The organism is Streptomyces sp. 1-11 (genome assembly GCF_007176755.1).
In the GTDB taxonomy this organism is placed as follows: domain Bacteria; phylum Actinomycetota; class Actinomycetes; order Streptomycetales; family Streptomycetaceae; genus Streptomyces.
The window spans coordinates 77,955-103,722 of record NZ_BJTV01000005.1 but is presented as its reverse complement, the minus strand read 5'-3'; the positions used below and the strand labels follow the sequence as shown (position 1 = coordinate 103,722).

At 72.9% G+C, this 25,768-nt stretch carries 23 protein-coding genes; 8 read left to right on the top strand and 15 right to left on the bottom strand.

What is annotated here, in order from left to right:
- Positions 1-19 precede the first annotated feature (19 nt).
- The 4 genes from TNCT1_RS12370 (at position 20) to TNCT1_RS12355 (ending at position 4,447) form a co-directional block, all read left to right on the top strand.
- A complete protein-coding gene (locus TNCT1_RS12370; protein WP_143630948.1) occupies positions 20-1,420 on the top strand; it encodes an RNA-guided endonuclease TnpB family protein in 1,401 nt (466 codons plus the stop codon).
- A gap of 316 nt (positions 1,421-1,736) precedes the next feature.
- Positions 1,737-2,876: a diacetylchitobiose ABC transporter ATP-binding protein MsiK gene (gene msiK / locus TNCT1_RS12365; RefSeq protein WP_143630947.1), complete on the top strand. Its 1,140-nt coding sequence runs from the start codon at positions 1,737-1,739 to the stop codon at positions 2,874-2,876.
- A 228-nt stretch (positions 2,877-3,104) separates the two neighbouring features.
- Positions 3,105-3,566, top strand: coding sequence for a hypothetical protein (locus TNCT1_RS12360; protein WP_143630946.1), 462 nt, complete (start codon positions 3,105-3,107; stop codon positions 3,564-3,566).
- Between the two features lie 149 nt (positions 3,567-3,715).
- Positions 3,716-4,447 carry a nucleotidyltransferase family protein gene (locus TNCT1_RS12355; protein ID WP_143630945.1) on the top strand — a complete coding sequence of 244 codons (732 nt, stop codon included), beginning with the start codon at positions 3,716-3,718 and terminating at the stop codon, positions 4,445-4,447.
- Between the two features lie 86 nt (positions 4,448-4,533).
- Here TNCT1_RS12355 and TNCT1_RS12350 read toward each other — a convergent pair whose 3' ends face one another.
- The 7 genes from TNCT1_RS12350 to TNCT1_RS12315 form a co-directional block, all read right to left on the bottom strand.
- Entirely contained in the window at positions 4,534-6,240 is a 1,707-nt protein-coding gene (locus TNCT1_RS12350; RefSeq protein ID WP_174266255.1) for a DoxX family protein, read from the bottom strand.
- Positions 6,241-6,393: 153 nt separating this feature from the next.
- Positions 6,394-7,335, bottom strand: a complete 942-nt coding sequence (gene rlmB, locus TNCT1_RS12345) for a 23S rRNA (guanosine(2251)-2'-O)-methyltransferase RlmB (protein WP_143630944.1) — start codon at positions 7,333-7,335, stop codon at positions 6,394-6,396.
- Between the two features lie 96 nt (positions 7,336-7,431).
- Positions 7,432-8,832, bottom strand: coding sequence for a cysteine--tRNA ligase (gene cysS / locus TNCT1_RS12340; RefSeq protein ID WP_143630943.1), 1,401 nt, complete (start codon positions 8,830-8,832; stop codon positions 7,432-7,434).
- 44 nt (positions 8,833-8,876) lie between these two features.
- Positions 8,877-9,281, bottom strand: a complete 405-nt coding sequence (locus tag TNCT1_RS12335; RefSeq protein WP_143630942.1) for a PPOX class F420-dependent oxidoreductase — start codon at positions 9,279-9,281, stop codon at positions 8,877-8,879.
- 55 nt (positions 9,282-9,336) lie between these two features.
- Entirely contained in the window at positions 9,337-9,831 is a 495-nt protein-coding gene (gene ispF, locus TNCT1_RS12330; protein ID WP_143630941.1) for a 2-C-methyl-D-erythritol 2,4-cyclodiphosphate synthase, read from the bottom strand.
- Positions 9,821-10,573: a 2-C-methyl-D-erythritol 4-phosphate cytidylyltransferase gene (gene ispD, locus TNCT1_RS12325; RefSeq protein ID WP_143630940.1), complete on the bottom strand. Its 753-nt coding sequence runs from the start codon at positions 10,571-10,573 to the stop codon at positions 9,821-9,823. The genes ispF and ispD overlap by 11 nt, the downstream gene beginning before the upstream one ends.
- A gap of 302 nt (positions 10,574-10,875) precedes the next feature.
- Positions 10,876-11,358, bottom strand: a complete 483-nt coding sequence (locus TNCT1_RS12315; protein ID WP_003953493.1) for a CarD family transcriptional regulator — start codon at positions 11,356-11,358, stop codon at positions 10,876-10,878.
- Positions 11,359-11,994: 636 nt separating this feature from the next.
- Here TNCT1_RS12315 and TNCT1_RS12305 point away from each other — a divergent pair.
- The gene (locus TNCT1_RS12305; RefSeq protein ID WP_143630938.1) at positions 11,995-12,690 is read left to right on the top strand and encodes a copper chaperone PCu(A)C; all 696 of its coding nucleotides are present in this window, start codon (positions 11,995-11,997) and stop codon (positions 12,688-12,690) included.
- 71 nt (positions 12,691-12,761) lie between these two features.
- Here TNCT1_RS12305 and TNCT1_RS12300 read toward each other — a convergent pair whose 3' ends face one another.
- A complete protein-coding gene (locus tag TNCT1_RS12300; RefSeq protein WP_010358452.1) occupies positions 12,762-13,442 on the bottom strand; it encodes a response regulator transcription factor in 681 nt (226 codons plus the stop codon).
- Positions 13,439-14,692: a cell wall metabolism sensor histidine kinase WalK gene (locus TNCT1_RS12295; RefSeq protein WP_143630937.1), complete on the bottom strand. Its 1,254-nt coding sequence runs from the start codon at positions 14,690-14,692 to the stop codon at positions 13,439-13,441. The genes TNCT1_RS12300 and TNCT1_RS12295 overlap by 4 nt, the downstream gene beginning before the upstream one ends.
- 234 nt (positions 14,693-14,926) lie before the next feature.
- Here TNCT1_RS12295 and phoU point away from each other — a divergent pair, with 234 nt between their 5' ends.
- Positions 14,927-15,616 (top strand): phosphate signaling complex protein PhoU, encoded by a 690-nt coding sequence (phoU, locus tag TNCT1_RS12290; protein WP_143630936.1) that lies wholly within the window; start codon positions 14,927-14,929, stop codon positions 15,614-15,616.
- 193 nt (positions 15,617-15,809) lie between these two features.
- Entirely contained in the window at positions 15,810-15,965 is a 156-nt protein-coding gene (locus tag TNCT1_RS35985; protein ID WP_216856612.1) for a hypothetical protein, read from the top strand.
- Positions 15,966-16,042: 77 nt separating this feature from the next.
- Here the strand turns inward: TNCT1_RS35985 and TNCT1_RS12285 are convergent, their stop codons facing one another.
- The 6 genes from TNCT1_RS12285 to TNCT1_RS12260 all read right to left on the bottom strand — a co-directional run bounded on the left by TNCT1_RS12285 (position 16,043) and on the right by TNCT1_RS12260 (position 24,768).
- Positions 16,043-17,242 (bottom strand): ANTAR domain-containing protein, encoded by a 1,200-nt coding sequence (locus TNCT1_RS12285; protein ID WP_143630935.1) that lies wholly within the window; start codon positions 17,240-17,242, stop codon positions 16,043-16,045.
- A 129-nt stretch (positions 17,243-17,371) separates the two neighbouring features.
- Positions 17,372-18,103, bottom strand: a complete 732-nt coding sequence (locus tag TNCT1_RS12280; RefSeq protein ID WP_143630934.1) for a GAF and ANTAR domain-containing protein — start codon at positions 18,101-18,103, stop codon at positions 17,372-17,374.
- Positions 18,100-18,927 (bottom strand): GAF and ANTAR domain-containing protein, encoded by an 828-nt coding sequence (locus TNCT1_RS12275; protein WP_143631491.1) that lies wholly within the window; start codon positions 18,925-18,927, stop codon positions 18,100-18,102. The genes TNCT1_RS12280 and TNCT1_RS12275 overlap by 4 nt, the downstream gene beginning before the upstream one ends.
- 182 nt (positions 18,928-19,109) lie before the next feature.
- Positions 19,110-19,571 (bottom strand): hypothetical protein, encoded by a 462-nt coding sequence (locus tag TNCT1_RS12270; protein WP_143630933.1) that lies wholly within the window; start codon positions 19,569-19,571, stop codon positions 19,110-19,112.
- Positions 19,572-19,673: 102 nt separating this feature from the next.
- Complete coding sequence (locus TNCT1_RS12265) at positions 19,674-24,236, bottom strand: HEAT repeat domain-containing protein (RefSeq protein WP_143630932.1); 4,563 nt, start codon at positions 24,234-24,236, stop codon at positions 19,674-19,676.
- Between the two features lie 94 nt (positions 24,237-24,330).
- Positions 24,331-24,768, bottom strand: coding sequence for a hypothetical protein (locus TNCT1_RS12260; protein ID WP_143630931.1), 438 nt, complete (start codon positions 24,766-24,768; stop codon positions 24,331-24,333).
- 71 nt (positions 24,769-24,839) lie between these two features.
- Between TNCT1_RS12260 and TNCT1_RS12255 the strand changes: the two genes are divergently transcribed.
- Positions 24,840-25,436, top strand: coding sequence for a TetR/AcrR family transcriptional regulator (locus TNCT1_RS12255; protein ID WP_143630930.1), 597 nt, complete (start codon positions 24,840-24,842; stop codon positions 25,434-25,436).
- The last annotated feature ends 332 nt before the right edge of the window (positions 25,437-25,768 follow it).

Genomic DNA, 25,768 nt, shown 5'->3' with positions numbered 1-25,768 from the left:
GGATCGCCGGGAGGGGTTCATGGGGGACGTGGCGGAGAAGCCGGAGGCCGTGAGGGGCGGCACAGCGCGAACCATCAAGCGTGAGACTCTCGGCATCGGCGACCGCAGCAAGCACCACGCGCGCAAGGCGACTCCGCTGAAGGGGCACGTCAAGCGGGCGGACACCCACCATCGCCTCTACCGCTTCCGCTTCTATCCGACCGAGCAGCAGGCCGAGCAGTTGGGGCGGACGTTCGGCGCGTGCAGGTGGGTCTACAACGAGGGGCTGGCACTGCGGGCGGGCGCCTGGGAGCGACACCGGGTGAGCGTGGGATTCGCGGAGACATGCCGGGCACTGACCGGCTGGAAGCGGAACGCGGAGACCGCATGGCTCAAGGACGTGTCCTCGACGGTGCTTCAGCAGTCTCTGCGCCATCTGGATCAGGCGTACAGCCGGTTCTTCAAGGGTTCGGGAGGACGTCCGAGGCGCAAGAGGAAGGGGCGGTCCCCGGACACGGCGGTCTACGTCCGGACGGGTTTCCGGTGGATGGAGGATCCGGACCGGCCGGGTACCGGGACGGTCACGCTCGCCAAGCAGTCGCGACCGTTGGACATCCGGTGGTCGCGGGCGTTGCCCGCCGGGGTCGTGCCGGTGCGGCTGGCGGTGACGCGGGACCGGGCGGGCCGGTACTTCCTTTCGGCCTTGGTGGACGAGCGAATGGCGCCGCTGCCCGCGGCCTTCGTGCGGGGTTCGCGAGCGCCGAAGGCCACGGGCGTGGATGTGGGGCTGGCGTCGCTGGTCACCCTGGACGACGGGACGAGGTTCGATCACCCACGACTGCTGAGGCGGTACGCGGAGAAGCTGGCGCGGTTGCAGCGAGAGCTGCACAACAAGGTGCGGGGGTCGAGGAACCGGGGGAAGGCCAAGCAGAAGATCGCACGCGTCCATGGGCTCCTCGCGGACAAGCGGAAAGACATGCTGGACAAGCTCACCACCCGCCTCGTGCGCGAGAACCAAGTGCTCGTGGTGGAGGACCTGTCCGTCATGACGTTGCTGCGCGCGGCGCGGGGCAGGGGGAGGCGCCGGAAGGCAAGGCTGAATCAGGCGATCGCGGATGCCTCGTGGGGCGAGCTGTTGCGGCAGCTTCGGTACAAGTGCGGGTGGTACGGGCGGACGCTGGTGATCGTGGACCGCTTCTTCCCGTCGACGCGCCGTTGCTCGGCATGTCACGCCATGGGGCCGAGGATGGACGTCTCGGTCCGGGAGTGGACGTGTCCTGCGTGCGGGGCCCTGCTGGACCGGGATGTGAACGCCGCCGCGAACCTGCGGGACGAGGGGATGCGCCTGTACTGGCTGATGGCGGCGTCCCTGCCGCCCGGCAGGAAGGCGCCGGCAGTCATCAAGGCGTCGGAGTTCGAGGAGTGTCCGCCGGCGGCGTAGCGGCGGCTGGTGCGGTACGGACCGACGGGCCGTGGGCCGGAATGCCTGTGGAGTCCCTGTGAGACCGGTCAGGCGCGGCCCGCCAGGGTTGTGCGTGGCAGGCAGTGGGCGTCGAAGCAGGAAGCGAAGCAGGTCAAAAGAGTGGTGCTCTGCCTCCGTGGGCGATTTCCGCGAAGTTCACAGGGCTGTGGGTACTGACAGAGCGCGCGGCGCCAGGTAGCGTCCTGAGCCGGTTCACTTCGGTGGACTACACCAACCACCTTCCTACAACGGATCGTCCGGCACGTTCCTGCCGGTAGAAGGGGGCCCATTCACCATGGCCACTGTCACGTTCGACAAGGCGACCCGGATCTACCCGGGTTCCACCAAGCCCGCCGTCGACGGTCTCGACATCGCGATCGAGGACGGCGAGTTCCTCGTCCTGGTCGGCCCGTCGGGCTGCGGCAAGTCCACCTCCCTGCGCATGCTCGCGGGCCTGGAGGACGTCAACGGCGGCGCGATCCGCATCGGTGACCGCGACGTCACGCACCTGCCGCCCAAGGACCGGGACATCGCCATGGTGTTCCAGAACTACGCCCTCTACCCGCACATGACGGTCGCCGACAACATGGGCTTCGCGCTCAAGATCGCCGGCGTCAACAAGGCGGAGATCCGGCAGAAGGTCGAGGAGGCCGCCAAGATCCTCGACCTCACGGAATACCTGGACCGCAAGCCGAAGGCGCTCTCCGGCGGTCAGCGCCAGCGTGTCGCCATGGGCCGCGCGATCGTCCGCGAGCCGCAGGTCTTCCTCATGGACGAGCCGCTGTCCAACCTGGACGCCAAGCTGCGCGTCTCCACCCGTACCCAGATCGCCGGCCTCCAGCGCCGACTCGGGATCACCACCGTCTACGTCACCCACGACCAGGTCGAGGCCATGACGATGGGCGACCGGGTGGCCGTGCTCAAGGACGGTCTGCTCCAGCAGGTCGACTCGCCGCGCAACATGTACGACAAGCCCGCGAACCTCTTCGTCGCCGGCTTCATCGGCTCCCCCGCCATGAACCTGGTCGAGGTGCCGATCACCGACGGCGGTGTGAAGTTCGGCAACAGCGTGGTGCCGGTCAACCGGGACGCGCTGAAGGCCGCCGCCGACAAGGGCGACCGCACGGTCACCGTGGGCGTCCGCCCCGAGCACTTCGACGTCGTCGAGCTGGGCGGCGGCGCCTCGGCCGCCTCCCTGACCAAGGACAGCGCCGACGCCCCGGCCGGCCTCGCCGTCTCGGTGAACGTGGTCGAGGAGACCGGCGCCGACGGCTACATCTACGGCACCGCCGAGGTCGGCGGCGAGCAGCGGGACCTGGTCGTCCGCGTCAGCAGCCGTGCGGTGCCGGAGAAGGGCGCCACCGTGCACGTCGTGCCGCGTCCGGGCGAGACCCACGTGTTCTCGACCTCCACGGGCGAGCGTCTCTCCGACTGAGCCGCGCCCCGGCCGCTGTGCCCCGGTGGATCCGGGACGAACGGCCACGTCGACGCCAGAGGCCCCGCGGATCGCCGCGGGGCCTCTTCGTTCGCGCGGACATACCCCGGCGAAGCGACCACCGGGGGCGACCGGCGTCAACGCCTTACCCAGAAATCAGCGGCACCTCATCCCCCGTAGGGGTGACTGAATGTCGCCAAATCATTACTGCACGCTACCCTCACACGCGTGAAGCACTCCACCATCCCTCAGACGCGACGCGGCCACCGGGGCGGCCCTGCCCGCCGGATCGGCCGCACTCTCGCCCTCGTCCTGCCCGTCGTCCTGGTGCTCTCCGGGACCCTCGCGGTCACCCGGGTCAACTGGACGGGGAGCTCATCCAGCTCGGTGCTCATGGCCTCGGACGTCTCCTCGGCGTCCGTCTCCTCCAAGGCCGCCCCCCGCGCCCCGCAGGACGTGCTCCGCGACCGGCTCATGACCGAGCTGCAGGACAGGAACCCGGGCGTGGCCCTGACCCACCTCCAGCAGGCGGTGAACGGGCATCCGGCACTGGCCAGGCACTGCGGTTCGATCGCCCGCGCCCTGGGCAAGGCCGCCGTGCGCATCTACGGCCCGGCGCGCGCACAGTCGTACGCCCGCCCGGTCTGCGACACGGCCTTCGCCTCCGGAGTGCTGAGCGCGCACAGCTGAGCGGCGGCCACGGAACGGGCACCGGCTTCCCCCGTGAGCCGGTGCCCCTCGCGCGCCCGCGCTTGGCCACGGGGCCTTCCGTGCGGCGGGGCCGCCCACGAGCCGGTCGCGGTCCGGACCCACGCCGGGGCCCACGTACAGTTCGGGGCATGACCCATCCGAACGCGGCGACGCGCCCCACTCAAGCCGTCGTCCTGGCCGGTGGCCAAGGCTCACGGCTGCGTCCCTACACCGACGACCGGCCCAAGCCGATGGTCGAGATCCCCGGGACGGGCACTCCGATCATCGGCCACCAGCTCGCCTGGCTCGCCGAGGAGGGCGTGACGGACGTCGTGGTCTCCTGCGGCCACCTCGCCGACGTCCTGCAGAAGTGGCTGGACTCGGCCGATCTGCCGGTGTCCGTCACCACCGTCGTCGAGACCGAGCCCCTCGGCCGCGGCGGCGGCCTGAAGTACGCGGCCGCGCACCTCCCCCACCCCGACCGGCCCTGGTACGCCACCAACGGCGACATCTGGACCCGCTTCTCCCTGCGGGACATGGCCGACTTCCACACCGAGCGGGACGCCGTCGCCACGCTGGCGCTGGCCAGGCCGCGGATCCCCTGGGGCGCGGTCCGGACCGACGGCTTCGGGCACATCACCGACTTCATCGAGGCCCCGCCGTCGACGTTCGAGATCAACGCGGGCGTCTACGTGTTCTCGCCCGAGTTCGCCGGTCTGCTGCCCGAGCGCGGCGACCACGAGCGGACCACGTTCCCGCGGCTGGCCCGGGAGCGCAGCCTGGCGGGCTTCACGATCCCGCAGGGCGCCTACTGGCGGGCCATCGACACCGCGAAGGACCTCGCCGAGGCGGCCAGGGAACTGGCGGCCCTGGGGCGGTAGGCGCGCTGCCGCCGCCGCGCCCGCACCGAGCAGGCCGAAGGGCCCGTACCGCGGTGGTACGGGCCCTTCGGCGTGTGTGCGGCGGGTCAGCCGAGCAGGCCGCCCACCAGACCGGGCCGGCCGGAGGAGGTGCTGCCGCCGGAGTCGCCGCCCGAGCCGGTGCCGCCGGTCGTGCCGCCGCCGCCCGTCGTGCCGCCACCGGTGCTGGTGGGGCCCGCCGTGGTGCTCGGGGCGCCGCCGCCGGCCGGGGAGGACGGGCGGGGCGGGATCCGGCCCGTGGTGCCCTGGGTCTGGCTCGGCGTCGTCGTGGTGGCGCCGGTGCCGCCGCGGCTCGCGCCGGGTGTCGTGGCGGCGCCGGACGGGCCGGTGGTGGCGCCGCTGCCGCTGCCGGGGGCCCGGGAGGCGGGCGGTGACGTCCGCCGGTCCTGGCCCGGCTTCTGCGGGAGCGGGGAGCCGGGCAGGTTGTTGCGGGGGGCCTCGCCGGGCCGGGGCACGACCACCCGGCTGGAGTCCCGCACCGCGCCGCCCAGCAGGGAGCCGACGAGCAGGGTGAGGCCCACGGTGACGGCGGTGACCAGGGCGCCGCGGCGCAGGACGTGGCGGCGCAGCTCCCAGATGTCGGCGCGGGGCCCTAGCCGGCGCCAGGCGCTGCCCGCGAGGCGGCCGTCGACGGAGTACACGGGGGCGCCGGCGATGATCAGCGGGGACCAGGCGGCGAGGTAGATGATGTCGGGCGCGTCGTAGGCGGGGACCGTCTTCCAGCTCACGGTGACGATCAGCGCGGCGGAGAGCAGGGCGCCGACGACGGCGGCGACGCGCTGCCAGCAGCCGGCGATGGTCAGGACGCCGACGACCACCTGGAGGAAGGCGATGACCAGACCGGAGCCGATGGGGTGGTGCAGCGCGAACTGGCGCAGCGGCTCGGCGACTTCCCACGGGTGCAGGGTGTTGAGCCAGGTGACCATGGAGCCGCGTTTGCCGCCGTCGAAGTACACGGGGTCGCACAGCTTGCCCATGCCGGCGTAGATGGAGATGAAGCCGAGGAAGACGCGCAGCGGGAGCAGGACCACGCCGAGGTTCATGCGGCGGCCCGGGTAGTAGGCGTGCCGGGCCGGGTCGTCGCCGTGCCGCCTGCCGCGGCGGCGGCGGCCGCCGGCCTCTCCGGCGTACTCCTGGTGGTCGTCGAACTCGTCGTCGCCGTAGGCCGGTTCGTCGTAGCCGTGGCCGCCGTGGGCCGGCTCGGCGTAGCCCGGTTCGTCGTAGACGCTGCCGCCGCCGCGCAGGGGCGGCAGCAGCCGGGTGCCGCCGTCCGGGGAGGTGCGCTGGTGGCCGACGACGGGGGTCTCCACGGTTCCGTCGAGGCCGTCGTAGGCGCCCGGGTAGCCGCCGCCGACGCGCGGGATGACCTGGGTGGCGCCGGCCTCCAGGCCGGTCTCCTCATGGCGGACGCTGCTGCCCCGCACGGCCTGGAGCAGCCGGTGGGCGCCGGTGTCGTCGGGGGCGGACCTGCCGCTCCACACGACGGGCCGGCGGCGGCCGGCCGCCCCGGCCCGGCCCGCCGCGCCCATGGACGGCACGTGGGCGGTGTCCTGGGCGGTACTCAGGTGCCGGGCGATCCGCGGGGATTGGCTGCGCCTCGACGACGCGCCCAGCTGCACGCGGAAGCTGGCGTGGGTGACGATGACCTGCGCCGGATCACTCGGCACCTTCACCATGCTCAGCGCGGGAGCCTCGTCGAATCCCGACGAGCGGTCCCCCGTGGGTGTGCGGGGTGTTCTGGTGTCCACACTCATCTAACCGAGTGACGCGGAGTTAGGACACTGCCGTGACGGGGCGGATGTGTCCGGACTCCGTCAAAGGTGTCCCGAACGCCCCGTGGGCACCGGAATTCCCCCGTGCGGGTGAAGTCGCGGACGGGTGTTCAGTCCCGTCCGCGCGACGTCACGTCAGCTCCGGCGACGTGCGACCTCGTACAGCACGATGCCCGCCGCCACACCGGCGTTCAGCGACTCGGCGCCACCCGGCATCGGGATGCGCACCCGGAAGTCGCAGGTCTCGCCGACCAGGCGGGACAGGCCCTTGCCCTCGGAGCCGACCACGATGGCCACCGGGCCCGACAGCGCCTCCAGGTCACCGAGCGCCACCTCGCCGTCGGCGGCGAGGCCGACGACCGTGATGCCGGCCTTCTTGTAGGCCTCGAGGGCGCGGGTGAGGTTGGTGGCGCGGGCGACCGGGGTGCGGGCGGCCGTGCCGGCGGAGGTCTTCCAGGCGCCGGCGGTCATGCCAGCCGAGCGGCGCTCGGGGACGATCACGCCGTGACCGCCGAAGGCGGACACGGACCGGACGACGGCGCCGAGGTTGCGCGGGTCGGTGACGCCGTCGAGGGCGACGATCAGCGGGTCCTCGCCCTCGTCGTAGGCCGCCTCGGTGAGGTCCTCGGGGTGCGCGTACTCGTACGGCGGGACCTGCAGGACCAGGCCCTGGTGGTTCAGGCCGTTGGTCATCCGGTCCAGTTCCGGGCGCGGGGCCTCCATGAGGTTGATCCCGCCGCGCTCGCCGGCGAGCTGGAGGGCCTCGCGGACGCGCTCGTCGTTGTCGATGAACTGCTGCACATAGAGCGTGGACGCGGGCACGCCCTCGCGCAGCGCCTCGACGACCGGGTTGCGGCCGACGACCAGCTCGGAGGCGGACTTGCCGCCGCGGCCCCGGGCCACGGGGCGGCGCACGGCCTGCTTCGCCTTGGCGTTGGCGATGCGGTTCTTCTTGTGGCCCTTGCGCATCTCGGCGGGCGGGGTCGGGCCCCTGCCTTCGAGGCCCTTGCGCCGCTGGCCGCCACTGCCGACCTGCGCGCCCTTCTTGCCGGACATGCGGCGGTTGTTCGCGGCCATGACCTACCTGTTCTCTGACGGAAGTGTTCGTACGTCTATGCAGTGTGCCGCCCGGAGGCCCGGACGGCACAATCGATCACCGGATCGCCCGCGTGATCAGCGCGGGCCGAGGCTCCAGCGCGGGCCCTGCGGGCTGTCCTCGACGACCAGTCCGGCCTGGCCGAGCTGGTCGCGGATGGCGTCGGCGGTGGCCCAGTCCTTGCGGGCGCGGGCGGACTCGCGCTGCGCGAGGACCAGGCGCACGAGGCTGTCGACGACACCGTGCAGGTCCTCGCCCCGGTCGCTCTCGCCGGCCCAGTGCGCGTCGAGCGGGTCGAGGCCGAGCACGCCGAGCATGGCCCGCACCTCGGCGAGCCGGGCGACGGCGGCCTCCTTGTCGTCGGCGGCCAGCGCGCTGTTGCCCTGCCGGACGGTGGTGTGCACCACGGCGAGGGCCTGCGGGACGCCCAGGTCGTCGTCCATGGCGTCGGCGAACGCGGGCGGGACCTCGGCGGCGGGCTCGACCACTCCCCCGGCCAGCTCCACCACGCGCTGCACGAAGCCCTCGATGCGCGCGAACGCCGACTCGGCCTCGCGCAGCGCCTCCTCGCTGTACTCGATCATCGACCGGTAGTGCGGGGTGCCGAGGTAGTAGCGCAGGACGACCGGGCGCCACTGCCTGACCATCTCGGAGACCAGGACGCTGTTGCCGAGCGACTTGGACATCTTGTCGCCGGCCATGGTGACCCAGGCGTTGTGCACCCAGTACTGGGCGAAGTCGTCGCCGTAGGCCTTGGCCTGGGCGATCTCGTTCTCGTGGTGCGGGAAGATCAGGTCCAGGCCGCCGCCGTGGATGTCGAAGGCGCTGCCCAGGTACTTGTGGGCCATGGCGGAGCACTCCAGGTGCCAGCCGGGCCGGCCGGGGCCCCACGGGGTGGGCCAGGTGGGCTCGCCCGGCTTGGCCGCCTTCCACATGGCGAAGTCGCGCGGGTCCCGCTTGCCGGTCTCGCCCTCGCCGGACGGCTGGAGCAGGTTGTCCAGCTCCTGCCGGGACAGCTCCAGGTAGCGCGGGAAGGACCGCACGTCGAAGTAGACGTTGCCGTCGGACGCGTAGGCGTGGCCGCGCTCGATGAGGCCCTGCATCATCTCGGTCATCTCGGTGACGTGGCCGGTCGCGCGGGGCTCGTAGGTGGGCGGCAGGCAGCCGAGGGCGGCGTAGCCGTCGTTGAAGGCGCGCTCGTTCTCGTAGCCGATCGACCACCAGGGCCGGTTCTGCTCCTTGGACTTGGCGATGATCTTGTCGTCGATGTCGGTGACGTTGCGGACGAACGTCACCTCGTAGCCGCGGTACTCGAACCAGCGGCGCATGATGTCGAAGTTCAGGCCGGAGCGGATGTGCCCGATGTGCGGGGCCGCCTGCACGGTGGCGCCACAGAGGTAGATCGAGACGCAACCCGGCTTGAGCGGGGTGAAGTCACGGATCTGCCGGGCGCTGGTGTCGTACAGGCGAATGGTCACCACTCCAGGGTAGTGGCCCCGGAGTGGTGCCTGGTGCCGGTTGGCTAGAACATGCCCACGACCTTCTCGGGCGTGATCCGCACCACCACCCGTTCGGCGTCGTCCACGGAGGCCGGGTTGAACTCGGCGTACTTCTTGCCGGTGTACTTCACCGACAGCTCGTCGATGAGGTCGTCGGCGCCGTCGGCGGTGAGTTCGGCGGTGCCCCGGATCTCCCCGTAGACGTAGGGCATCTCGGGGTCCTGGACGACCACGCTCACCCGGGCGTCGCGGTCCAGGTTCTTCTTCTTGCGGCGGTCGGCGGTCGTGGAGAACAGGATCTGGTCGCCGTCCCGCTTCACCCAGACCGGGGACAGCTGGGGGCTGCCGTCGGGCTGGATGGTGCCGACCACGATGAAGACGGGGCCGTCGAGCAGGGACTTGAGCCGGTCGGACAGGGCGGCGGGCATGGATACCTCCGGGACCTCGAGTCAGCGGTGACCCTGCGGGTACCCTCGCACGCCCTCAGCGCACCCGCACCACGAGCGCGGTCGCGACCGCCATCAGCCCCTCCTCGCGCCCGGGGAAGCCGAGCCCGTCCGTCGTCGCGCCGGACACCGACACGGGCGCACCGGCCGCCTCGGAGAGGATCTTCTGCGCCTCGTCCCGCCGCTTGCCGATCTTGGGGCGGGGTCCGACGACCTGGACGGCGACGTTGCCGATGGTGAACCCGGCCTCGCGGACGATGCGGGCGGCCTCGGTGAGCAGGGTGACGCCGGAGGCGCCGGACCACTCGGGGCGGCCGGTGCCGAAGTGCTGCCCGAGGTCGCCGAGTCCGGCCGCGGAGAACAGCGCGTTGCAGGCGGCGTGGGCGACGACGTCGGCGTCGGAGTGCCCGGCCAGGCCCGGCCCCGCGTCCTCCCACTTCAGGCCGGCGCACCACAGCTCGCGGCCGTCCTCGAAGGCGTGGATGTCGGTACCGATGCCGACCTGGGGCAGTACCGGAGTGTCAGAAGCCATCGTTGAGCCTCCTGCGGGCCAGGACCGCCTCGGCGAGGACGAGGTCGAGCGGGCGGGTGACCTTGAAGGCCTCCTCGTGACCGGGGACGGTGACGACCCGCAGGCCGAGTTGCTCGACCATGGACGCGTCGTCCGTGACGTCCTCGGTGACCGTCTCGTGGGCGCGGACCAGGGTGGCCCGGTCGAAGCCCTGGGGCGTCTGCACGGCGCGCAGCCGGGACCGCTCGGGCGTGGCCACGACCGGCTCCGGGTCGCCGGGGACGGCGGCCGGTTCGACCTCCTTGACGGTGTCGGCCAGCGGCAGCGCGGGGACGACGGCGGGCGCTCCCTCGCGCACGGCCTCGATGACCGCGTCCACGGTGTCGACCGGGACGAGCGGGCGGGCCGCGTCGTGGACGAGCACCACGCCGTACTCGGGCGGCAGGGCGTCCAGGCCGAGCCGGACCGACTCCTGGCGGCTGTCCCCGCCGGGCACGACGAGGAAGTCGGTGCTCCCGGGCAGGGCGTGCGCGTCGAGCAGCAGCTTGGCCTCGGCGGCGCCGTCCGGGGGCGCGACGACGATCACCAGGGAGACGTGGCGGGACGCGGCGAGGGCGCGTACCGCGTGGATCAGCATGGGCGTGCCGTTCAGCGTGCGGAGCGCCTTGGGGGCGCCCGGGCCGAGGCGTACGCCGCGGCCGGCGGCGGGAATCACGGCGGCGACGGGGATCTGCGCGGGCGCGGGGCGCGAATCGTCAGACATCGGTTCCTGTCAGGTTTGTGTGCTCGACCTAGGTGGGTATGGCCTGGAGGAGTGCCGGGCACGACGCTCGACCGGACCCTTCCGTGACCCTGGTCGAGCCTTCTGCCCGGGCCCGGCACACCAAGTATCGGGGGCTTCCCCCGAGTCGAACGGCAGGCCGCTCGCGGCGGCCCGGCACCGCGGCCGGGACGGCCGGGGACGAACATGCCGCAGCGCCCGGCGACAGGGTGAGTGTCATCGGGCACCGCGGCATTTTCACTGTTCTGAGCGTGCCGGGGGCAGCGGATGCCGCCGGCCGCGCGTCAGGAGGCGAGCACCTCGTCGAGCAGTGCCTCGGCCTTGTCCTCGTTGGTGTTCTCCGCGAGGGCGAGCTCGCTCACCAGGATCTGGCGGGCCTTGGCGAGCATGCGCTTCTCACCGGCGGAGAGTCCGCGCTCGCGCTCGCGACGCCACAGGTCACGCACGACTTCCGCGACCTTGATGACATCGCCGGAGGCGAGCTTCTCCAGGTTTGCCTTGTAGCGACGGGACCAGTTCGTGGGCTCCTCGGCGTACGGCGCGCGCAGTACCTCGAAGACCCGGTCCAGCCCGTCCTGACCGACCACATCACGCACGCCGACGAACTCCGCATTGTCCGCTGGCACACGCACCGTGAGGTCACCCTGGGCGACCTTCAGCACCAAGTAGGTCTTGTCCACGCCTTTGATCTGACGAGTTTCGATGGCCTCGATCAGCGCGGCCCCGTGATGGGGATAGACCACGGTGTCGCCAACCTTGAACGTCATGTGACAGGTACCCCTTCCGTGGCTATCCAGGGTAACACGGATACGGCGTGTTCTGAATGGCGTTTTCGCAGGTCAGGGCATATCTCGGGGCTTGACAACAGCAACACGGACGTGCTGCGAGGGGCCGGGCCGAGCCGGGAGGCGGCGGGAATTCGCAGGTCGGAGGCACTCTCCGGGCGAGGCGAAACACATACGCCACACACCCGTCGAGTCGTCCCCAGAAGGTGGAACATCCCGATATGTCCGCTCCCAAGCGTACGACTTCCGCTACTCCGTTCGGCGACGGAGGCCGGGTCCGGGGCGATTCCGGAATTGATCACAAGGGCCGGGAAGGGCGGCGGATGATCAATATCCCGGGTGGTCGCGCATTCCTTCACGGAAATTTTCGCGTGCCGTGTTGCCGGCATGCGGACCGCGCCGTCGCGGGCGCGTTATGCGAATGCGCGGACGGCTCCGGCAATGTGACCGGCGAGTCACTCGCGGCCCCGCGGTACCCCCACCCGGAGGCAAGCCGGGCGCTTGGGGGAGGGTCGGGTGCGGTCGCGCGGGAACGGCTCGGTAACCTGAGGCCGCTGACAGACACTTAGGGTGGCTTTATACGGGAGCCGCCCGCGCGTTCAAGGAGATGCCGCCGCCGTGAGCAGCAGCCTTCGACGCGGCGCCCTCGGCGCCGCCGCCATCGCCTTCTCGGTCGCCTCGCTCGCCGCGTGCGGCTCCGGCAACGACGCCCAGACCCTGCAGATCAAGCCGGACAACGCGGCCACCAGCGTGGGCAGCATCAAGGTCCAGAACGCCACGGTCATCACCCAGCCCGACCTGACGTCGACCGGGCCGGCCGTCGTGTCCGCGACCATCTTCAACACCGGCAAGACCGCCGAGACCCTGCAGTCGATCGCCCTTCCCGGCACCGGCAAGACCGCCACGCTGCACCCCGCCAAGGGCCAGAGCCTGACCATCCCGCCGATGGGCTCGCTGATCCTCGGCGGCAAGGACAACGCCTCCGCGGTGCTGCAGAGCAGCCGCGAGGCGGTCCGCGACGGCAACGCCCAGAAGATCACCTTCACCTTCGACAAGACCGGTGACGTGAGCCTGCGCGCCTTCGTGGTGCCGGCCACCAGCTTCTTCAGCGGCTGGGGCCCGAGCGAGGTCCCGTCCGCCTCGGCCTCGGCGGCCCCGGGCGCGGAGGCCTCCGGCAAGGGCAAGCCGGGCAAGCCCGACGCCTCCGCGAGCGCCTCGGACGCCGCGGACGTCTCGGGCGGTGACGCCTCCGGCGCCGACGCCGCCGGCGCCACCCCGAGCGACTCCGCCTCGCAGTCGGCCGCCGGCCACTGAGCGGGCAGGCATGACGGAGGGCGGCACCCCGCGCGGGGTGCCGCCCTCCGTCGTGGTGCCGCGCGTCAGGCCTACGGCTCGAACTTGTAGCCGAGACCCCGCACCGTCACCAGGTAGCGCGGCGCGCCCGGGTCGGGCTCGATCTTGGCGCGCAGGCGCTTGACGTGGACGTCCAGGGTCTTGGTGTCGCCCACGTAGTCGGCGCCCCACACGCGGTCGATGAGCTGCATGCGGGTCAGGACCCGACCCGCGTTGCGCAGCAGCATCTCCAGCAGGTCGAACTCCTTCAGCGGGAGGTCCACCTTGGAGCCGGAGACGGTCACCACGTGCCGGTCGACGTCCATGCGGACCGGACCCGCCTCCAGGGCGGCCGGGGTGACCTCCTCCGGCTCGCCGCGGCGGCGCAGCACCGCGCGGATGCGGGCGACCAGCTCACGGGAGGAGAAGGGCTTGGTGACGTAGTCGTCGGCTCCTATCTCGAGCCCCACGACCTTGTCGATCTCGCTGTCCTTCGCGGTCACCATGATCACGGGGACGTTGGAGCGGCCGCGCAGCTGACGGCACACCTCCGTGCCGGGCAGACCCGGCAGCATCAGGTCGAGGAGTACGAGGTCGGCGCCGTTGCGCTCGAACTCGTCGAGTCCGTCGGGGCCGGTGGCCGCGACGGCGACCTCGAAGCCCTCCTTGCGGAGCATGTACGACAGGGCGTCGGAGAAGGACTCCTCGTCCTCGACGACGAGCACTCGGGTCACGGAAGGACCTCCGGGGCGGGAAGCGGTTCGTAAGGAGATGAGTCGGGGGCGCCGCCGTCCTCGTCGTCGAGGTCGGGGTGCTGCTGTGCGCGGTCGCGGGCCGCGCCCGCCTCCGGCAGTCTGAGGGTGAACGTGGAGCCCTGGCCTTCGGCGCTCCACACCGTGACCTCCCCGCCGTGCGAGGCGACCACGTGCTTGACGATCGCGAGACCCAGACCGGTGCCTCCGGTGGCCCGGGAGCGGGCCGGGTCGACGCGGTAGAAGCGCTCGAAGACGCGCTCCTTGTCCCGTTCGGAGATGCCGATGCCCTGGTCGGTGACGGCCAGTTCGATCAGGTCGCCGCCCGGGGCGGTGATCCGGCGGGCGGCGATGCCGACGCGGGTGCGGGCCGGTGAGTAGTTCACGGCGTTCTCGACCAGGTTGCCGAGGGCGGCGGCGAGCTGGCCCCGGTTGCCCCACACGTGCAGGTCCGCGGTGCCCCCGGCGGCCATCGTGATCTGCTTGGCGCCCGCCTGGTGGCGGCAGCGGTCGACGGCCTCGGCGACCAGCTCGTCCACCCGGACCGGCTCGGCGTCCTCGAGGGGGTCGTCGTTCTGGACCCTGGACAGGTCGATGAGCTCCTGGACGAGGTTGGTCAGCCGGGTCGCCTCGATCTGCATGCGGCCGGCGAAGCGCTCGACGGCCTCGGGGTCGTCGGAGGCGTCCATGACGGCCTCGGAGAGCAGCGAGAGCGCGCCGACGGGGGTCTTCAGCTCATGACTGACGTTGGCCACGAAGTCACGCCGTACGGCCTCGATCCTGCGGGCCTCGGTGAGGTCCTCGACCAGCAGCAGGACCAGCCGGGAGCCGAGCGGGGCCACGCGCGCGGAGACGGCGAGCGCCTCGCCGCGTCCGGTGCCCCGCCGGGGCAGGTCCAGTTCGACCTGGCGTATCTCGCCGTCGCGTCTGGTGTCACGGGCCATCTGCAGCATCGGCTCGACCGAGAGCTTGCCGCCGCGGACCAGCCCGAGGGCGTAGGCGGCGGAGCTGGCCTTGACGACGGCGTCGCCCTCGTCGAGGACGACGGCCGAGGAGCGGAGCACGGACAGCACGGTGTCCACGCCGGGCGGGAGTACGGCATCGGTGTGCAAGGAAGTCCTGGTGGGTCGCTTCTGGTCGCGTTCGCTCCAGCGGAACGCCAGCATGGCGATGACGCCGGTGAGCACCCCGGCGATCGCTGCCGCTGCGGCGACCGCCGCGTTCACGTCCATGCCACAAGGTTAGGCATGCGCAATGGCCTGGCCACAGCCGTCGCGGTGCGACCTCGAACACTCGTCGCCCAGAGTTCACCTTGGAGCCAGTGGTGGTTCATTTGGGGTGGCGGAAACGGACGCGTACGGGGCAGAACGTGGGAGCGTGGGGTTCACACCGCCGGTCACGCCACGGGGCGCCTGGTGTCACGGCCCCCGGCACCCCGAAGGAAGCACGTACGAGAGGGAATCCTGATGCGGGACGCGTACCACGAGGAACTTGACTCGATCGGCGACAGCCTGGTGGAGATGGCCCGGCTGGTCGGGTCGGCGATCGGGCGCGCCACGACGGCCATCCTCGACACCGACCTGAAGCTGGCCGAGAACGTGATCGAGGCCGACCAGAAGGTCGACGAACTCCAGCACGACCTGGAGGCCCGGGCGATAGCCCTGCTCGCCCGCCAGCAGCCGGTGGCGACCGACCTGCGGATCGTCGTCACGTCGCTGCGCATGTCGGCCGACCTGGAGCGCTCCGGCGACCTCGCCCAGCACGTGGCGAAGCTGGCCCGGCTGCGCTTCCCCGAGCGCGCGGTCCCGCACGACCTGCACGCCACGATCCTGGAGATGGGCCAGCTCGCCCAGCGCCTGATGGCGAAGGCGGCCGAGGTGCTCGTCACCAAGGACGTCGACCTCGCGCTGCAGCTGGAGCAGGACGACGACGACATGGACATGCTGCACCGCACCCTGTTCCAGCACCTGATCGACGACCGCTGGAAGCACGGCATCGAGACGGCCGTCGACGTCACCCTGCTGGGCCGGTACTACGAGCGGTACGCCGACCACGCGGTGGCCGTCGCCAAGCGGGTCGTCTACCTGGTGACGGGCGAGCACGCCGACGTGCTCCAGCAAGACATCCAGCCGGTGACCGGGATCGAGGGAGCGTAGGGCCCCGCCGGCCCGGCCCCGGGGCGCGCGCGGCCTGCCGTCCGGGGCGCGCGCGGCCTGCCCTCCGGGTCGTGCCGGGCTCGCGGGGAGGCGGAGCCGGGCGGGCGGACGCCTCGATGCGCCGTTGATGCGCCCGGCGGAACGGGCATGGAATGGGCGAAGGCATCTCGCCGAGCCTCTGAGGAGGGGACCCATGGCCGAATCCCCCGGCACCACGCCCGACCCCACGCAAGCGCGCGAGTCGGACCAGCCCACCGAGAGCAGGCACCTCCCGCTCGTCGCCGCGTGCGGCTGCGGGTCGGGCTGTGGCTGCGGCTGCCAGTCGGGCGCTCCCTGCCAGTGCGGCTGACCCGAAACGAAGTCCGAGGGCCGGTGCGAACCCGTTTCGCACCGGCCCTTCGGCGTCCCCGGCCCCGCGCGCGGGCCTCAGGGACCGTGCGCCCTGCGGTGCAGGTCCTCCAGCGCGTCCAGGACGGTGGTCGTCCGGTACCAGTCCAGCCAGGCGCCGGCCTCCCGGGCGACGGTGTCGAGGGCGACGAGCTCGGCGCCGGTGAAGGCGTGGCCGGCCTGGGCGTGATGGGTGGAGAGCATGCCCTGTGCGCGGCCGGCGGGGCCGGGGATGGGCGTGCACTGCACCGAGCGGCTGTGCGCGGCGAGCGTCGCGGCCCGTGAGGGCTCGTCGAACTCCGGGGCGCTGGCCACGTCGTCCACCACGATCCGCTCGCTCTTGCGGGCCGCGTGGCCGCACGGGGTGGCGGTGCCGTCGACCACCGCGAAGAAGTGCACGAACTCGGCGGGGAAGCCGCAGTGGGACTCCATCCGCAGCGTGTTGTCGCTGGGGTCGAGGAGCTGCACGTTGGCCATGTCGGTGTGGGTGATCGCGCAGACGGTGTCCCGGAGCGCGTCGAGGAACGCGGACAGCGGCCGCGGCCGGCCGGCGGACGGCAGCAGGAAACCGACGGCGGGCTCGGCGGGGTGCTCCCGGCCGGGGAACCACGCCTCGCCGGGCCGTGGCGCCGCGGCCTCCACCAGGGCCCCGGCCAGTGCGACGGTCCGCATCCCGTGCCGCCGGGCCACCATGCGCAGCAGCGCGCCGGCGGTGTCCGCGCCGGGGAGGCCGTAGCGCTCCATGAGCAGGCCCTGCGCACGGGCGACCAGGGCGTGCGCCAGCAGGCGGTGCCGCAGCTCCACCGCGTCGGTGCGCGCGAACGGCGCCCCGGGCGGCGGCTCCGGCGCCGCCGCGGCCGCGGAGATCACCGCGGCGAGCGCCTCCGACACCGAGCCGTACAGCTCGGGCCCGGCCCGGCCGACCGGCGCGCGGGCCGCCCGGGTCCGGGCGAGCACGGCGGCGGCCTGCGCGGTGCATCCGGTCAGGCGCAGCGGGCGGCCCTGGGCGGCCGCCTCCTCGGCGAACCGGTACAGGATCTCGGCGCCGGCGGGCTCCAGCCGGTACAGGCCGGTCAGATCGACGACGAGCTGGGCGGGGCCCGGCGCGGCGAGGGCGGAGGCGAGAGCGGTACCGGTCGTGGTGTCGGCGACACCGTGCACGGCGATCACCGTCAGCCTGCCGGTGGCCAGTCCGGGGACCGCCAGGTCGGCCACGGTCTCGCAGGAGAACTGCTGCATGGCCGCTCCCTCGCTGGGGGGCCACGGGACCTGCGGGTCTCGCTGCCGGGTTCGTCCCGGCACCTTTCAGCGTAGTCGTGTGCGGATGGGACGGCAGGTCAGAGCCGTCCGGCCGCTCGCGCCAAGGCGTCAGCCCCGGGTCGCGAGCACTTCGTCCGGGGTGAGGGTGCGCCGGATCAGCGCGTGCGCGGTGTCGACCAGACGCCGGCGCCGGCCCGCCGAGTACGCGCGCAGCACGCCGTGGGCCTCCGCCAGGGGGAGGCCGGACGCCTCGGCGATCATCCCGGTGGCCATGCTGACCGCCGCGCGGCCGGCCAGCGCGGCCTGGACGCTGCTGGCGACGTCGGCGGAGCGCAGCGGCTCCGGCGACCAGTTGACCAGCGCGACGGCCGACACGTCCGCGAGCGCCTGGGCCAGGTCCAGATCGACCGGGGCCAGCCCGCCCGGCTCGCGCAGCAGCAGGTTGACGGCGCCGACGGTCTGACCGTGGACGCGCAACGGCAGCGCGTGCGCCGCGCGGAAACCGATCTCCAGGGCGAACGGGACGACCTGGGGCCAGCGGCCGGCGTCGGCGGCCATGTCACGGACGTCGACGCGGTGCCCCTCGCGGTAGCAGTCCAGGCAGGGCCCCTGGTCCGTCTGGAGCTGGAACAGTTCGAGGAAGCCGGCCTGGTCGTCGGTGACCGCGAGCGTGCGCAGGTCGCCTCGGGCGGAGACGACCATGATGCCGACCGCGTCGGCGCCGGTGATCTCGACGCAGCGCTGTGCCAGCCGGTCCACGAGCACGACGGGGTCGATGTCGTCGGCGAAGGAGTCGGCCAGCCCGACGAGCGCCTCGGCGAGCTGCTGTTCCCGGCTCATGAGCGGTCACCGTCCCTTCCCTGGTCGTCGTCGCGGCCATCCGGCTCCGGCCGGAAGCGGAGCCTGCGGGCCAGGACCTCGCGGGCCACCTGGCTGACCGTACGGCCCTCGGCGAAGGCGCGGGCGCGCATCCGGTCCAGGGCCTGCTCGGGGTCCACGTCGATCTGCACCATCACCATGCCAACGGCCTGGTAGACCTCCGTGTGGTCGGCTTCCGAGGCCTCCACCCAGGACGCTACCGCTTCCTCCGCCTCGTCCTCGGTGCCGTCATAGGCGGGCTGCACGCTCATCAGGGCGTACGTGACCGCGTCGCGCACCCACAGCGCGGTCCGCAGGTCGGGTTCGGAGAGGCCGCCCACCCGGTCGCAGTACAGATCGAGGGTGCCGACCGCGGCTCCGCTGACCCCCAGGGGCAGCGAGAACACCGCGAGCACACCCATCTCGGCCGCCTCGTGCGCGAAGACCGGCCAGCGCCGGGTGTCACGCCCCGCGGTCAGATCGGCGGCGATCACCGGGGCGCCCTGTTCGAGGGCGGTCTGGCAGGGCCCGTCGCCCAGGGTGTACTGCAGCTCGGCGAGCCGCGCCGCGACCCGGTCGCTGGCGCACCAGGTCATCTGCACCCCGCGTCCCCCGGAGATCGACACGGAGGCGCCGGTTACCGGCAGCAGCCGTACGCACGCCGCGCACAGCGCCGCCGGCATCCGCTCCGGTTCGTCCCGCACCCCGCGGGCGGCGGCGGCCAGCGCGTCGGTGACCCGAAGGCGGTCCCGGACGTCGGGCGGCACACCACCGCCGTCCGGCTGCTCGGGCTGCTCGGGCGGCATGGTCATCACCCCCGTCCGGCCAGGCGGTCAGCACACATGATCCCTCAGTATCCCGTCCCCGGGCCTGCGGTCCGGGGGCGCTACGGGAGCCGGGTTCCCTTCTGACGAGAAGTAGCCCGGTCGAGGGGAGGCAGTACGGGAAATCGCCCCGGCCGCCTCGGGAGCCGTCCGGCCCGCCGGGTTCACCGGTCGGCGGTCGCCGCCACGATCCCGTAGGTGACCAGCCCGTAGGCGATGTGCGGGACCACGTCCGAGGCCCAGTCCGCCGCGGACCACGTCCGGGGGTCGCTCACTCCGAGCCCGGCGATCGGCGCGTCGGCCGCCGCCATCGCCAGGGCCCCGGTGAGCGGCCCGCCCAGCCACACCGGCAGCCGCGCTCCAGCCCGGTGGGCCACCGCCACGGCCACGCCGGCCGCGACGCCCACGGCGATGCCCGACAGCGCGCCGAGCCCGGTGAGCCGGTTCTCCCGCCCCTCCGACTCCGGGACAGGATGCCCGAGCCCCGAACTGACCTTGTCCACCACGGTCTCCGGTGTCCCGCTGGAGGGCCGTCCCCGCAGCGCCATGTCCGCGTACGTCACGGCGTTCAGCGCGGTGGTGCCGGCGGCCCCCGCGGCACACCCCCACAGGATGCTTCGGATCATGCGGCTACGGGTTTCCAGAACCCGCGCGGCCGAACCGCCGCCGGCCGCACGGTCACCGGAGCGGACCAAGGACGGGCCGGGCACAGGACCCTGGGGGGCGGGTCAGGTGTCCGCGCGGCGGAACGCCGCCGCCACGTCCAGCGCGACGCGGGCCGCCCGCCGCGCGGCTTCTGTCTGCTTGGCCTTCTTGTCGACGGACATCTCCTCGTCGCCGAGGTCGCTGACGCACTTGAGCATCGCCCCGCCCACGAAGTCCTTCGCCTTGAACGCCTCCCAGATCGCGTGCAGCACGCCGTGAGCCTCGGTCTCCACCCCGGCGATGTCCGGGGACATGGCGAGCAGTTCGGCGCGGAGCGCGGAGTCGCGCCAGGCGATCACCTTCTCGCCGCTCGCGAAGTCCTTCACGTGCAGCTCGCCGCCGCCCAGCGACGCCTCCAGCCGGCCGACGTTGTCCAGCCGTGTGACGAGCCGCAGCACCTGCGGGTCCGTCCGGTAGACCTGCGGGCGCAGGCCGCCGCCCTCCGGCCGCACCTTCTCCGGGCCGTAGTCGAAGACCTCCCGCGCCAGGAGCACGTCGTGGATCGACACCCCGCGCTCGCCGAAGCCGCCGCACACCCCGACCAGGAGCACCAGGTCCGGCCGGAACGCGGACAGCAGCTCGCGGGTGACCGCCGCCGCCGACTGGCCGCCCTGGTCGGTGGCCTGCGTGGTGACCACCCGGACGGGGGGCTGCCCTTCGGGCCCCAGCTCGAAGACGTCGTAGTACCGCCCGTCGCGCTGCATGTCGGTCGGGGTGATGCCGCGCTCGCCGAGCACGCGGAAGAGCGCCTTGGTCTCCACGGGCACCGCCGTCAGCAGGGCGACGTGGTACTCGTCGCCGCCGGCGTCACTGGGCACGGTCACTTCGAACCTCGACTTCTGTCGGTCGCGGAACCCGGCGAGCACCGCCGCGGGGTCGCGGTTGAACGACTCGACGCAGGCCTGTACGCGCCTGCGCTCGGCCATGTGCTCCCGTTCGACGTCCAGCCCCGTCGCCAGGTACGGGTTCTCCGGCGGCTCGTCGCCCACCAGCTCCACGATGCGGGCGAGGACCCGCTCCGCGACGGGCAGCGGAAGCAGGCGGAGCTGGATGAGCGGGGGGATGACCGTCGGCCGGTAGGTGCTCTTGGCCACGAGCAGCCGGACGAGGCTCGGGAGCAGCGCCTCGGTGTAGTCGGGGCGGTCGGCGGCGGCGCGTACGACGGCGGCCGCCGCGACGCCCAGCACGCCCGCGTCGCTGTCCCGGGGCCGCTTGTCCGGCCGCGGGATCTCGGGTGCGATGGTGAACTTGATCAGGTCCGGATCCGCCTGCCCGGCCCGGGCCAGACCTTCGAGGGCCGTCGTGCGGTTCAGCGGGTCCTTGTCCCGGTGGATCACGCCGATCAGCCAGCTCTTCGTCTCCGGGGTGATCTCCCGGTGGGCCACCAGGCCGATGATGGCTCCGCGCAGCGCGCGCCCGTCCCGGTCACGGGCCCGGAACCGTAGCCGGTCGGCGACCTTGGTGATCCACGCCTCGTCCCCGGTGTCCAGGTGACTGAGCGAGCCCACGGCGGCGCGCCGGGTCAGATAGGTCTCCTCGGGGTTGTCGATGGTGGCCCGCAGGGCGTCCGCGGCGGCCGGGTCGCCCAGGTGCCCCAGGGCGTTGGCGGCCGAGCCGCGCGCCTTGCCGACGGGGTCGCGGACGAGCGTCCCGATGAGCGGGGCCAGGGCGCCGGGGTCCCCGATGTGGCCGAGGGCGTTGGCGGCCGCCCCTCTGGTCTGGCCGTCGGTGTCCTCGGCGAGGGCGGTGACGAGCGCGTCCAGGGCGCGGGGGTCCCCGATACGGCCGAGGGCGGTGGCGGCCGCCCCTCTGGTGTAGCTGTCGGTGTCCTCGGCGAGCGCGGTGGTCAGCGCCTCCAGGGCGGCCGGGTGGCCGATGAGACCGAGGGCGTTGGCGGCCGAACCGCGGACCTTGGCGCCGCTGTCGGTGAGGGCGGCGGTGAGCGCGTCGACGGCGCCCGGGTCCCCGATACGGCCGAGGGCGGTGGCGGCCGTTCCCCTGGTGTAGCTGTCGGTGTCCTCGGCGAGCGCGGTGGTCAGCGCCTCCAGGGCGGCCGGGTGGCCGATGAAGCCCAGGGCGTTGGCGGCCGAACCCCGGATGATGGGGTACGGGTCGTTGAGGGTGGCGGTGAGCGCGTCGATGGCGCCGGGGTCCCCGATACGGCCGAGGGCGTCGGCGGCCGCCCCCCTGGTGTAGCCGTCGGTGTCCTCGGCGAGCGCGGTGGTCAGCGCCTCCAGCGCGGCCGGGTGGCCGATGAGACCGAGGGCCTTGGCCGCCGAACCCCGGACGTTGGGGGTCGGGTCGGTGGCGAGGGCGCCGGTCAGCGCGGGCACCGCCCCGGGGTCCCCGATACGGCCGAGGGCGTCGGCGGACGAACCCCGGACCCCGGCGTCCTCCTCGTCGGTGAGGGCGGTGCTCAGCGCGGGCAGCGCCTGGGGACTGCCGATCTGGCCGAGGGCGTTGGCGGACGAGCCCCGGACGCCGACCTCGGCGTCGCCGGCGAGGGCGGTGCTCAGCGCGGGCACCGCCCGGAAGTCGCCGATGTGACCGAGGGCGTTCGCGGCCGAACCCCGGACACTGACCTCCACGTCGCCGGCGAGGGCGTCGATCAGCATGGGCACCGCCTGCGGGTGGCCGATGTGACCGAGGGCGTACGCGGCCGAACCCCGGACACCGCCCACCGCGTCGCCGGCGAGGGCTTCGACCAGCACGGGCACCGCCTGCGGGTGACCGATCTCCCCGAGCGCCTTGGCCGCCGAACCGCGGACGGCGCCGTCCGGGTCGGTTCCGGCGGTCCCCAGGAGCGCGGGGATCGCCCGGTGCGAGCCGATGCGTCCGAGCGCGGTGGCGCAGGCGCCGCGGACCCAGGCGTCGGCGTCCGTCAGCATGGTCGTGCACAGGTCGTCGACGTCCGGCTCGCCGCCGTTGCTGCCCAGCCAGTTGGCGCTGCGGCGGCGCGCGGCCGGATCGGACTCCGCGCGCAGCCACGCCCGCCGTTTCGCGGCCGCGTCCTTGTCGCGGTCCCGTCCGTCCTGGGCCGGCACCTTCTTGTTGCGCTCGTGCCTGCGGCGCAGCCGCTGCAGTGTCTGGGCGTCCAGCGCGCCGTTGCGCAGGGTGTCCAGGACGCTGTCGGCGAGCTGCGGTGCCCTGGCGTTGAGCGCCCGCAGCAGGCCGCGCTGGAGCCCGTCGCGCAGCACGGTCGGGGGCAGACCGGCCAGCGCGCCGGCCAGACGGTCGCGTATCTGTCGGCCCTGTTCGAAGCAGCCGCCGAGCTGCCGCCACAACGCCCCGCGCGCCTCGTCGCCCAGCACACCCCGGTTGGCCACGAGGACGTCCACGAGCAGTTCGGGCGGTAACGGCCTGGCGCCGGCGGCGAGCAGGCCGAGCACGGCGCCGTCCGGATCGGTCTGGAGGCCGACCCAGTCGCCCAGGCACTGGTCGAGGAAGGCGGGGTCCAGCACGAAGGGCGGCGGGTCGGTGCGCTGCCAGGCGAGGGCCAGCCCGAAGTCCACGAAGGCCGGGTGGACGAGGCTGTACTGGCCGGCCGGCGCGTCGGCGACGGGCTCCACCATCTGCGTCTGCAGGAAGGCCTGCACCGCCCGGGCCGTCTCCCGCTCGTCGTCCCAGACCTGGCCGAGCAGCGCCTTCACGTCCCGGTCGACGAAGTCCGCGTTGCCCTTGCCCGAGGTGATCGCGGCCAGCGACGCCGCGCACAGCGTGGCCTCCATGCCGGGCCCGCGCTCCGCCTCGCCCTCGTCCGCCGTGCCGGACCCGATGCCGCCGCCGGGCCGGACCATGGTCTCCCGGAGCAGGTCCGCCCGGCTGCGCGGGATCCTGCGGCCCTTGACGGACCGTGTGCCCAGCAGCCAGTCGGTCAGCAGCGACAGCATGAACGGGTTGGACGCCACGCCCAGCATGTCGCCGGACCTGATCTCGTCCAGGGTCTCGGTGGCCGACTCGTCGCGCATCCTCAGGTAGCGCTCGATGTCCTGCTCGTCCAGCGGTTCGATGGACACGGTCTCGACGTCGCGCAGCAGCGTCGAGTCGAAGTCCTCCGAGTCGCTGCGGGAGGTCGCCAGCACCGTGAAGTCGTGCGAACCCGTCAGCAACCGGCGTACGAAGCTCCACTTGGGGGTGCCGGCGAACTCACGCTTCAGCTCGTTCAGGGCGTCGACCAGGAAGACCACACGGTGCTTCTTGATGTGCGCCTTCCACAGAACCGGGTCGAGGCCCGTCGGCCGGGACTCCCCCGCCAGTCCCTCGACGGTGAGGCCGGTCACCTCGAGGTCCCTGAGCACGCGGTTGTCGATGACGGCGCAGGGGGTCTCCCGGTCCATCAGCGCCATCGCGTACTGCTGGACGGCGGTGCTCTTGCCGCTGCCCGCACCGCCCGTGATCAGCCAGGTCTTGGCGACCGGGTCGTACTTGGGCCGGTACGAGGGGAGTTGGTCGAGAAGCGCGTCGAACCCCAGGCGCTCGGGGGACTCGTCGGCGGAGTCACGGACCCGGAACGTGGGGCGGAGATAGTGCTGGACGGTCTTGCTCGCCAGCCTCGCGCGCATCGCGCTGTACGGCGAACCACTCATCCGTCCCTCGCGCCCGCTCCACGCCACCCCGACAAATGTGCTTCAAGTTACCACGCAGAGCGTCTGGTTGAGCCGGGATCGCGACCGCGCACGGTCAGTGCTCGGGGTCGGCCGCGCGGGCGCCGGAAGCCTCCGGAACCGGCGCGGACGCCAGCAGCAGCGCGGCGAACACGAGGGGCGCGACCGCCTGGTACCCCATCCACACCTCGCCGCCGGAGCCGCCGCCCCGCCACGCCGTCAGCAGGCCGGTCAGCGCCGTCAGCGTCCAGCCGCTGTCGTAGGCGATCATGAGCAGCGTGTAGGTGCGCAGCCGGCGCCGGCGCGCGTACCTCATCTCGAGCCCGCCCGCGGCGAGCAGCACCACGCCGGAGGTGATCATCAACCAGGTGGGCACGCCGAGCAGATCGCCCAGCCGGGTCGCGCCGATGAGGAAGGCCGCGCCGAGCAGGACCTTCACGGCTCCGTCGGCGACGATCCCCACCACCCGGTAGGTCGCTGCCGGCGTGGTGGCCTGGGCCTGGGCCTGGGTCATGAGCGTCCCCTTCGCTGCCTGTAATGAGCTCGGTCGCGTAACTCGATTACTAGGATAATGAAATTATGAGAATGACGAGAGCGGAAACGAAGGAACGAAACCGCCGCGCCCTGCTGGAAGCCGCCTTCGAGGTCGTCTCCCGGGACGGGCACCGCGCCCGGCTCGATGAGATCGCCGAACTGGCCGGCCTGACGACGGGCGCCGTCTACTCCCTCTTCGGCAGCAAGAACGGCCTGGTCGTCGCACTGGTCACGGACCATCTGCGGCCGCATTACGAGGAGATCGAACAGGCTGTGCCCGCGGGGCTCGACCTGCTCGAAGCGGTCGACGCCTTCGCCCGCCACTACCGGCGCTCCTGTGACGCCTCCGGCGCGTTGTCCGGCCTGTCGCTGCAGATCACCCTGCTGGACATGGCCCTGCACGACCCGGAGCTGGCGTCCCGGCTAGCCGAGTCCGTCCGGACGCAGGAGAGCCATCTGGCGGAGCTGTTCGCCGGCAGGCGGCACGGGGACGGCGTCGTGACGCCGCATCAGGCCCGGCGTCTGGCCCTCGGCCTCAGGGCGCTGTTCGTCGGCCTCACCCAGGGCGTCACGCTCGGTCTCGCCCCCGGCGCCGACGAGCAGTACTTCGCCGACGCCGCCCGCGCGCTGGCATCCGGCATGGCGTGATCCACCCCGGCCGGCGGGGAGCTTTCACGCCGGACGGCCGGCGCGGGTGCCGTCGTCCCACGGCCTGGTCGTCACGGGCTGCGCCCTGGCCAGGGCCGTCGTCACCGCGTGACCAGAAACGCCGGCCGATCTGTCAGCCGGTGCGCGTTTCCGCGCGGCAGCGCGGGGTGCCGCCGGGGTCCGTGGGGGCTGAGTCGCGCGCGGCAGGGCGGGCGCCGCCGCGCGCCGTGGTGCTGAGCCGCGCGGCAGGGCGGGCTGCCGCCGCGCGCCGTGGGGGCTAAGCCGCGCGGCCCCGCGTCGCGTGGGCGCCCGGGACGGGCTCCTGCGCGTCG

Excerpts from the sequence above, each read along its gene's own strand:
- TNCT1_RS12370 (WP_143630948.1), top strand. The coding sequence starts at position 20 with ATGGGGGACGTGGCGGAGAAGCCGGAGGCCGTGAGGGGCGGCACAGCG.
- msiK (WP_143630947.1), top strand. The coding sequence starts at position 1,737 with ATGGCCACTGTCACGTTCGACAAGGCGACCCGGATCTACCCGGGTTCC.
- TNCT1_RS12355 (WP_143630945.1), top strand. The coding sequence starts at position 3,716 with ATGACCCATCCGAACGCGGCGACGCGCCCCACTCAAGCCGTCGTCCTG.
- TNCT1_RS12350 (WP_174266255.1), bottom strand. The coding sequence starts at position 6,240 with ATGAGTGTGGACACCAGAACACCCCGCACACCCACGGGGGACCGCTCG.
- rlmB (WP_143630944.1), bottom strand. The coding sequence starts at position 7,335 with ATGGCCGCGAACAACCGCCGCATGTCCGGCAAGAAGGGCGCGCAGGTC.
- TNCT1_RS12335 (WP_143630942.1), bottom strand. The coding sequence starts at position 9,281 with ATGCCCGCCGCCCTGTCCGACCGGCTCAAGTCCCTGCTCGACGGCCCC.
- ispF (WP_143630941.1), bottom strand. The coding sequence starts at position 9,831 with ATGGCTTCTGACACTCCGGTACTGCCCCAGGTCGGCATCGGTACCGAC.
- ispD (WP_143630940.1), bottom strand. The coding sequence starts at position 10,573 with ATGTCTGACGATTCGCGCCCCGCGCCCGCGCAGATCCCCGTCGCCGCC.
- TNCT1_RS12315 (WP_003953493.1), bottom strand. The coding sequence starts at position 11,358 with ATGACGTTCAAGGTTGGCGACACCGTGGTCTATCCCCATCACGGGGCC.
- TNCT1_RS12295 (WP_143630937.1), bottom strand. The coding sequence starts at position 14,692 with ATGGACGTGAACGCGGCGGTCGCCGCAGCGGCAGCGATCGCCGGGGTG.
- phoU (WP_143630936.1), top strand. The coding sequence starts at position 14,927 with ATGCGGGACGCGTACCACGAGGAACTTGACTCGATCGGCGACAGCCTG.
- TNCT1_RS35985 (WP_216856612.1), top strand. The coding sequence starts at position 15,810 with ATGGCCGAATCCCCCGGCACCACGCCCGACCCCACGCAAGCGCGCGAG.
- TNCT1_RS12285 (WP_143630935.1), bottom strand. The coding sequence starts at position 17,242 with ATGCAGCAGTTCTCCTGCGAGACCGTGGCCGACCTGGCGGTCCCCGGA.
- TNCT1_RS12280 (WP_143630934.1), bottom strand. The coding sequence starts at position 18,103 with ATGAGCCGGGAACAGCAGCTCGCCGAGGCGCTCGTCGGGCTGGCCGAC.
- TNCT1_RS12275 (WP_143631491.1), bottom strand. The coding sequence starts at position 18,927 with ATGCCGCCCGAGCAGCCCGAGCAGCCGGACGGCGGTGGTGTGCCGCCC.
- TNCT1_RS12270 (WP_143630933.1), bottom strand. The coding sequence starts at position 19,571 with ATGATCCGAAGCATCCTGTGGGGGTGTGCCGCGGGGGCCGCCGGCACC.
- TNCT1_RS12265 (WP_143630932.1), bottom strand. The coding sequence starts at position 24,236 with ATGAGTGGTTCGCCGTACAGCGCGATGCGCGCGAGGCTGGCGAGCAAG.
- TNCT1_RS12260 (WP_143630931.1), bottom strand. The coding sequence starts at position 24,768 with ATGACCCAGGCCCAGGCCCAGGCCACCACGCCGGCAGCGACCTACCGG.
- TNCT1_RS12255 (WP_143630930.1), top strand. The coding sequence starts at position 24,840 with ATGACGAGAGCGGAAACGAAGGAACGAAACCGCCGCGCCCTGCTGGAA.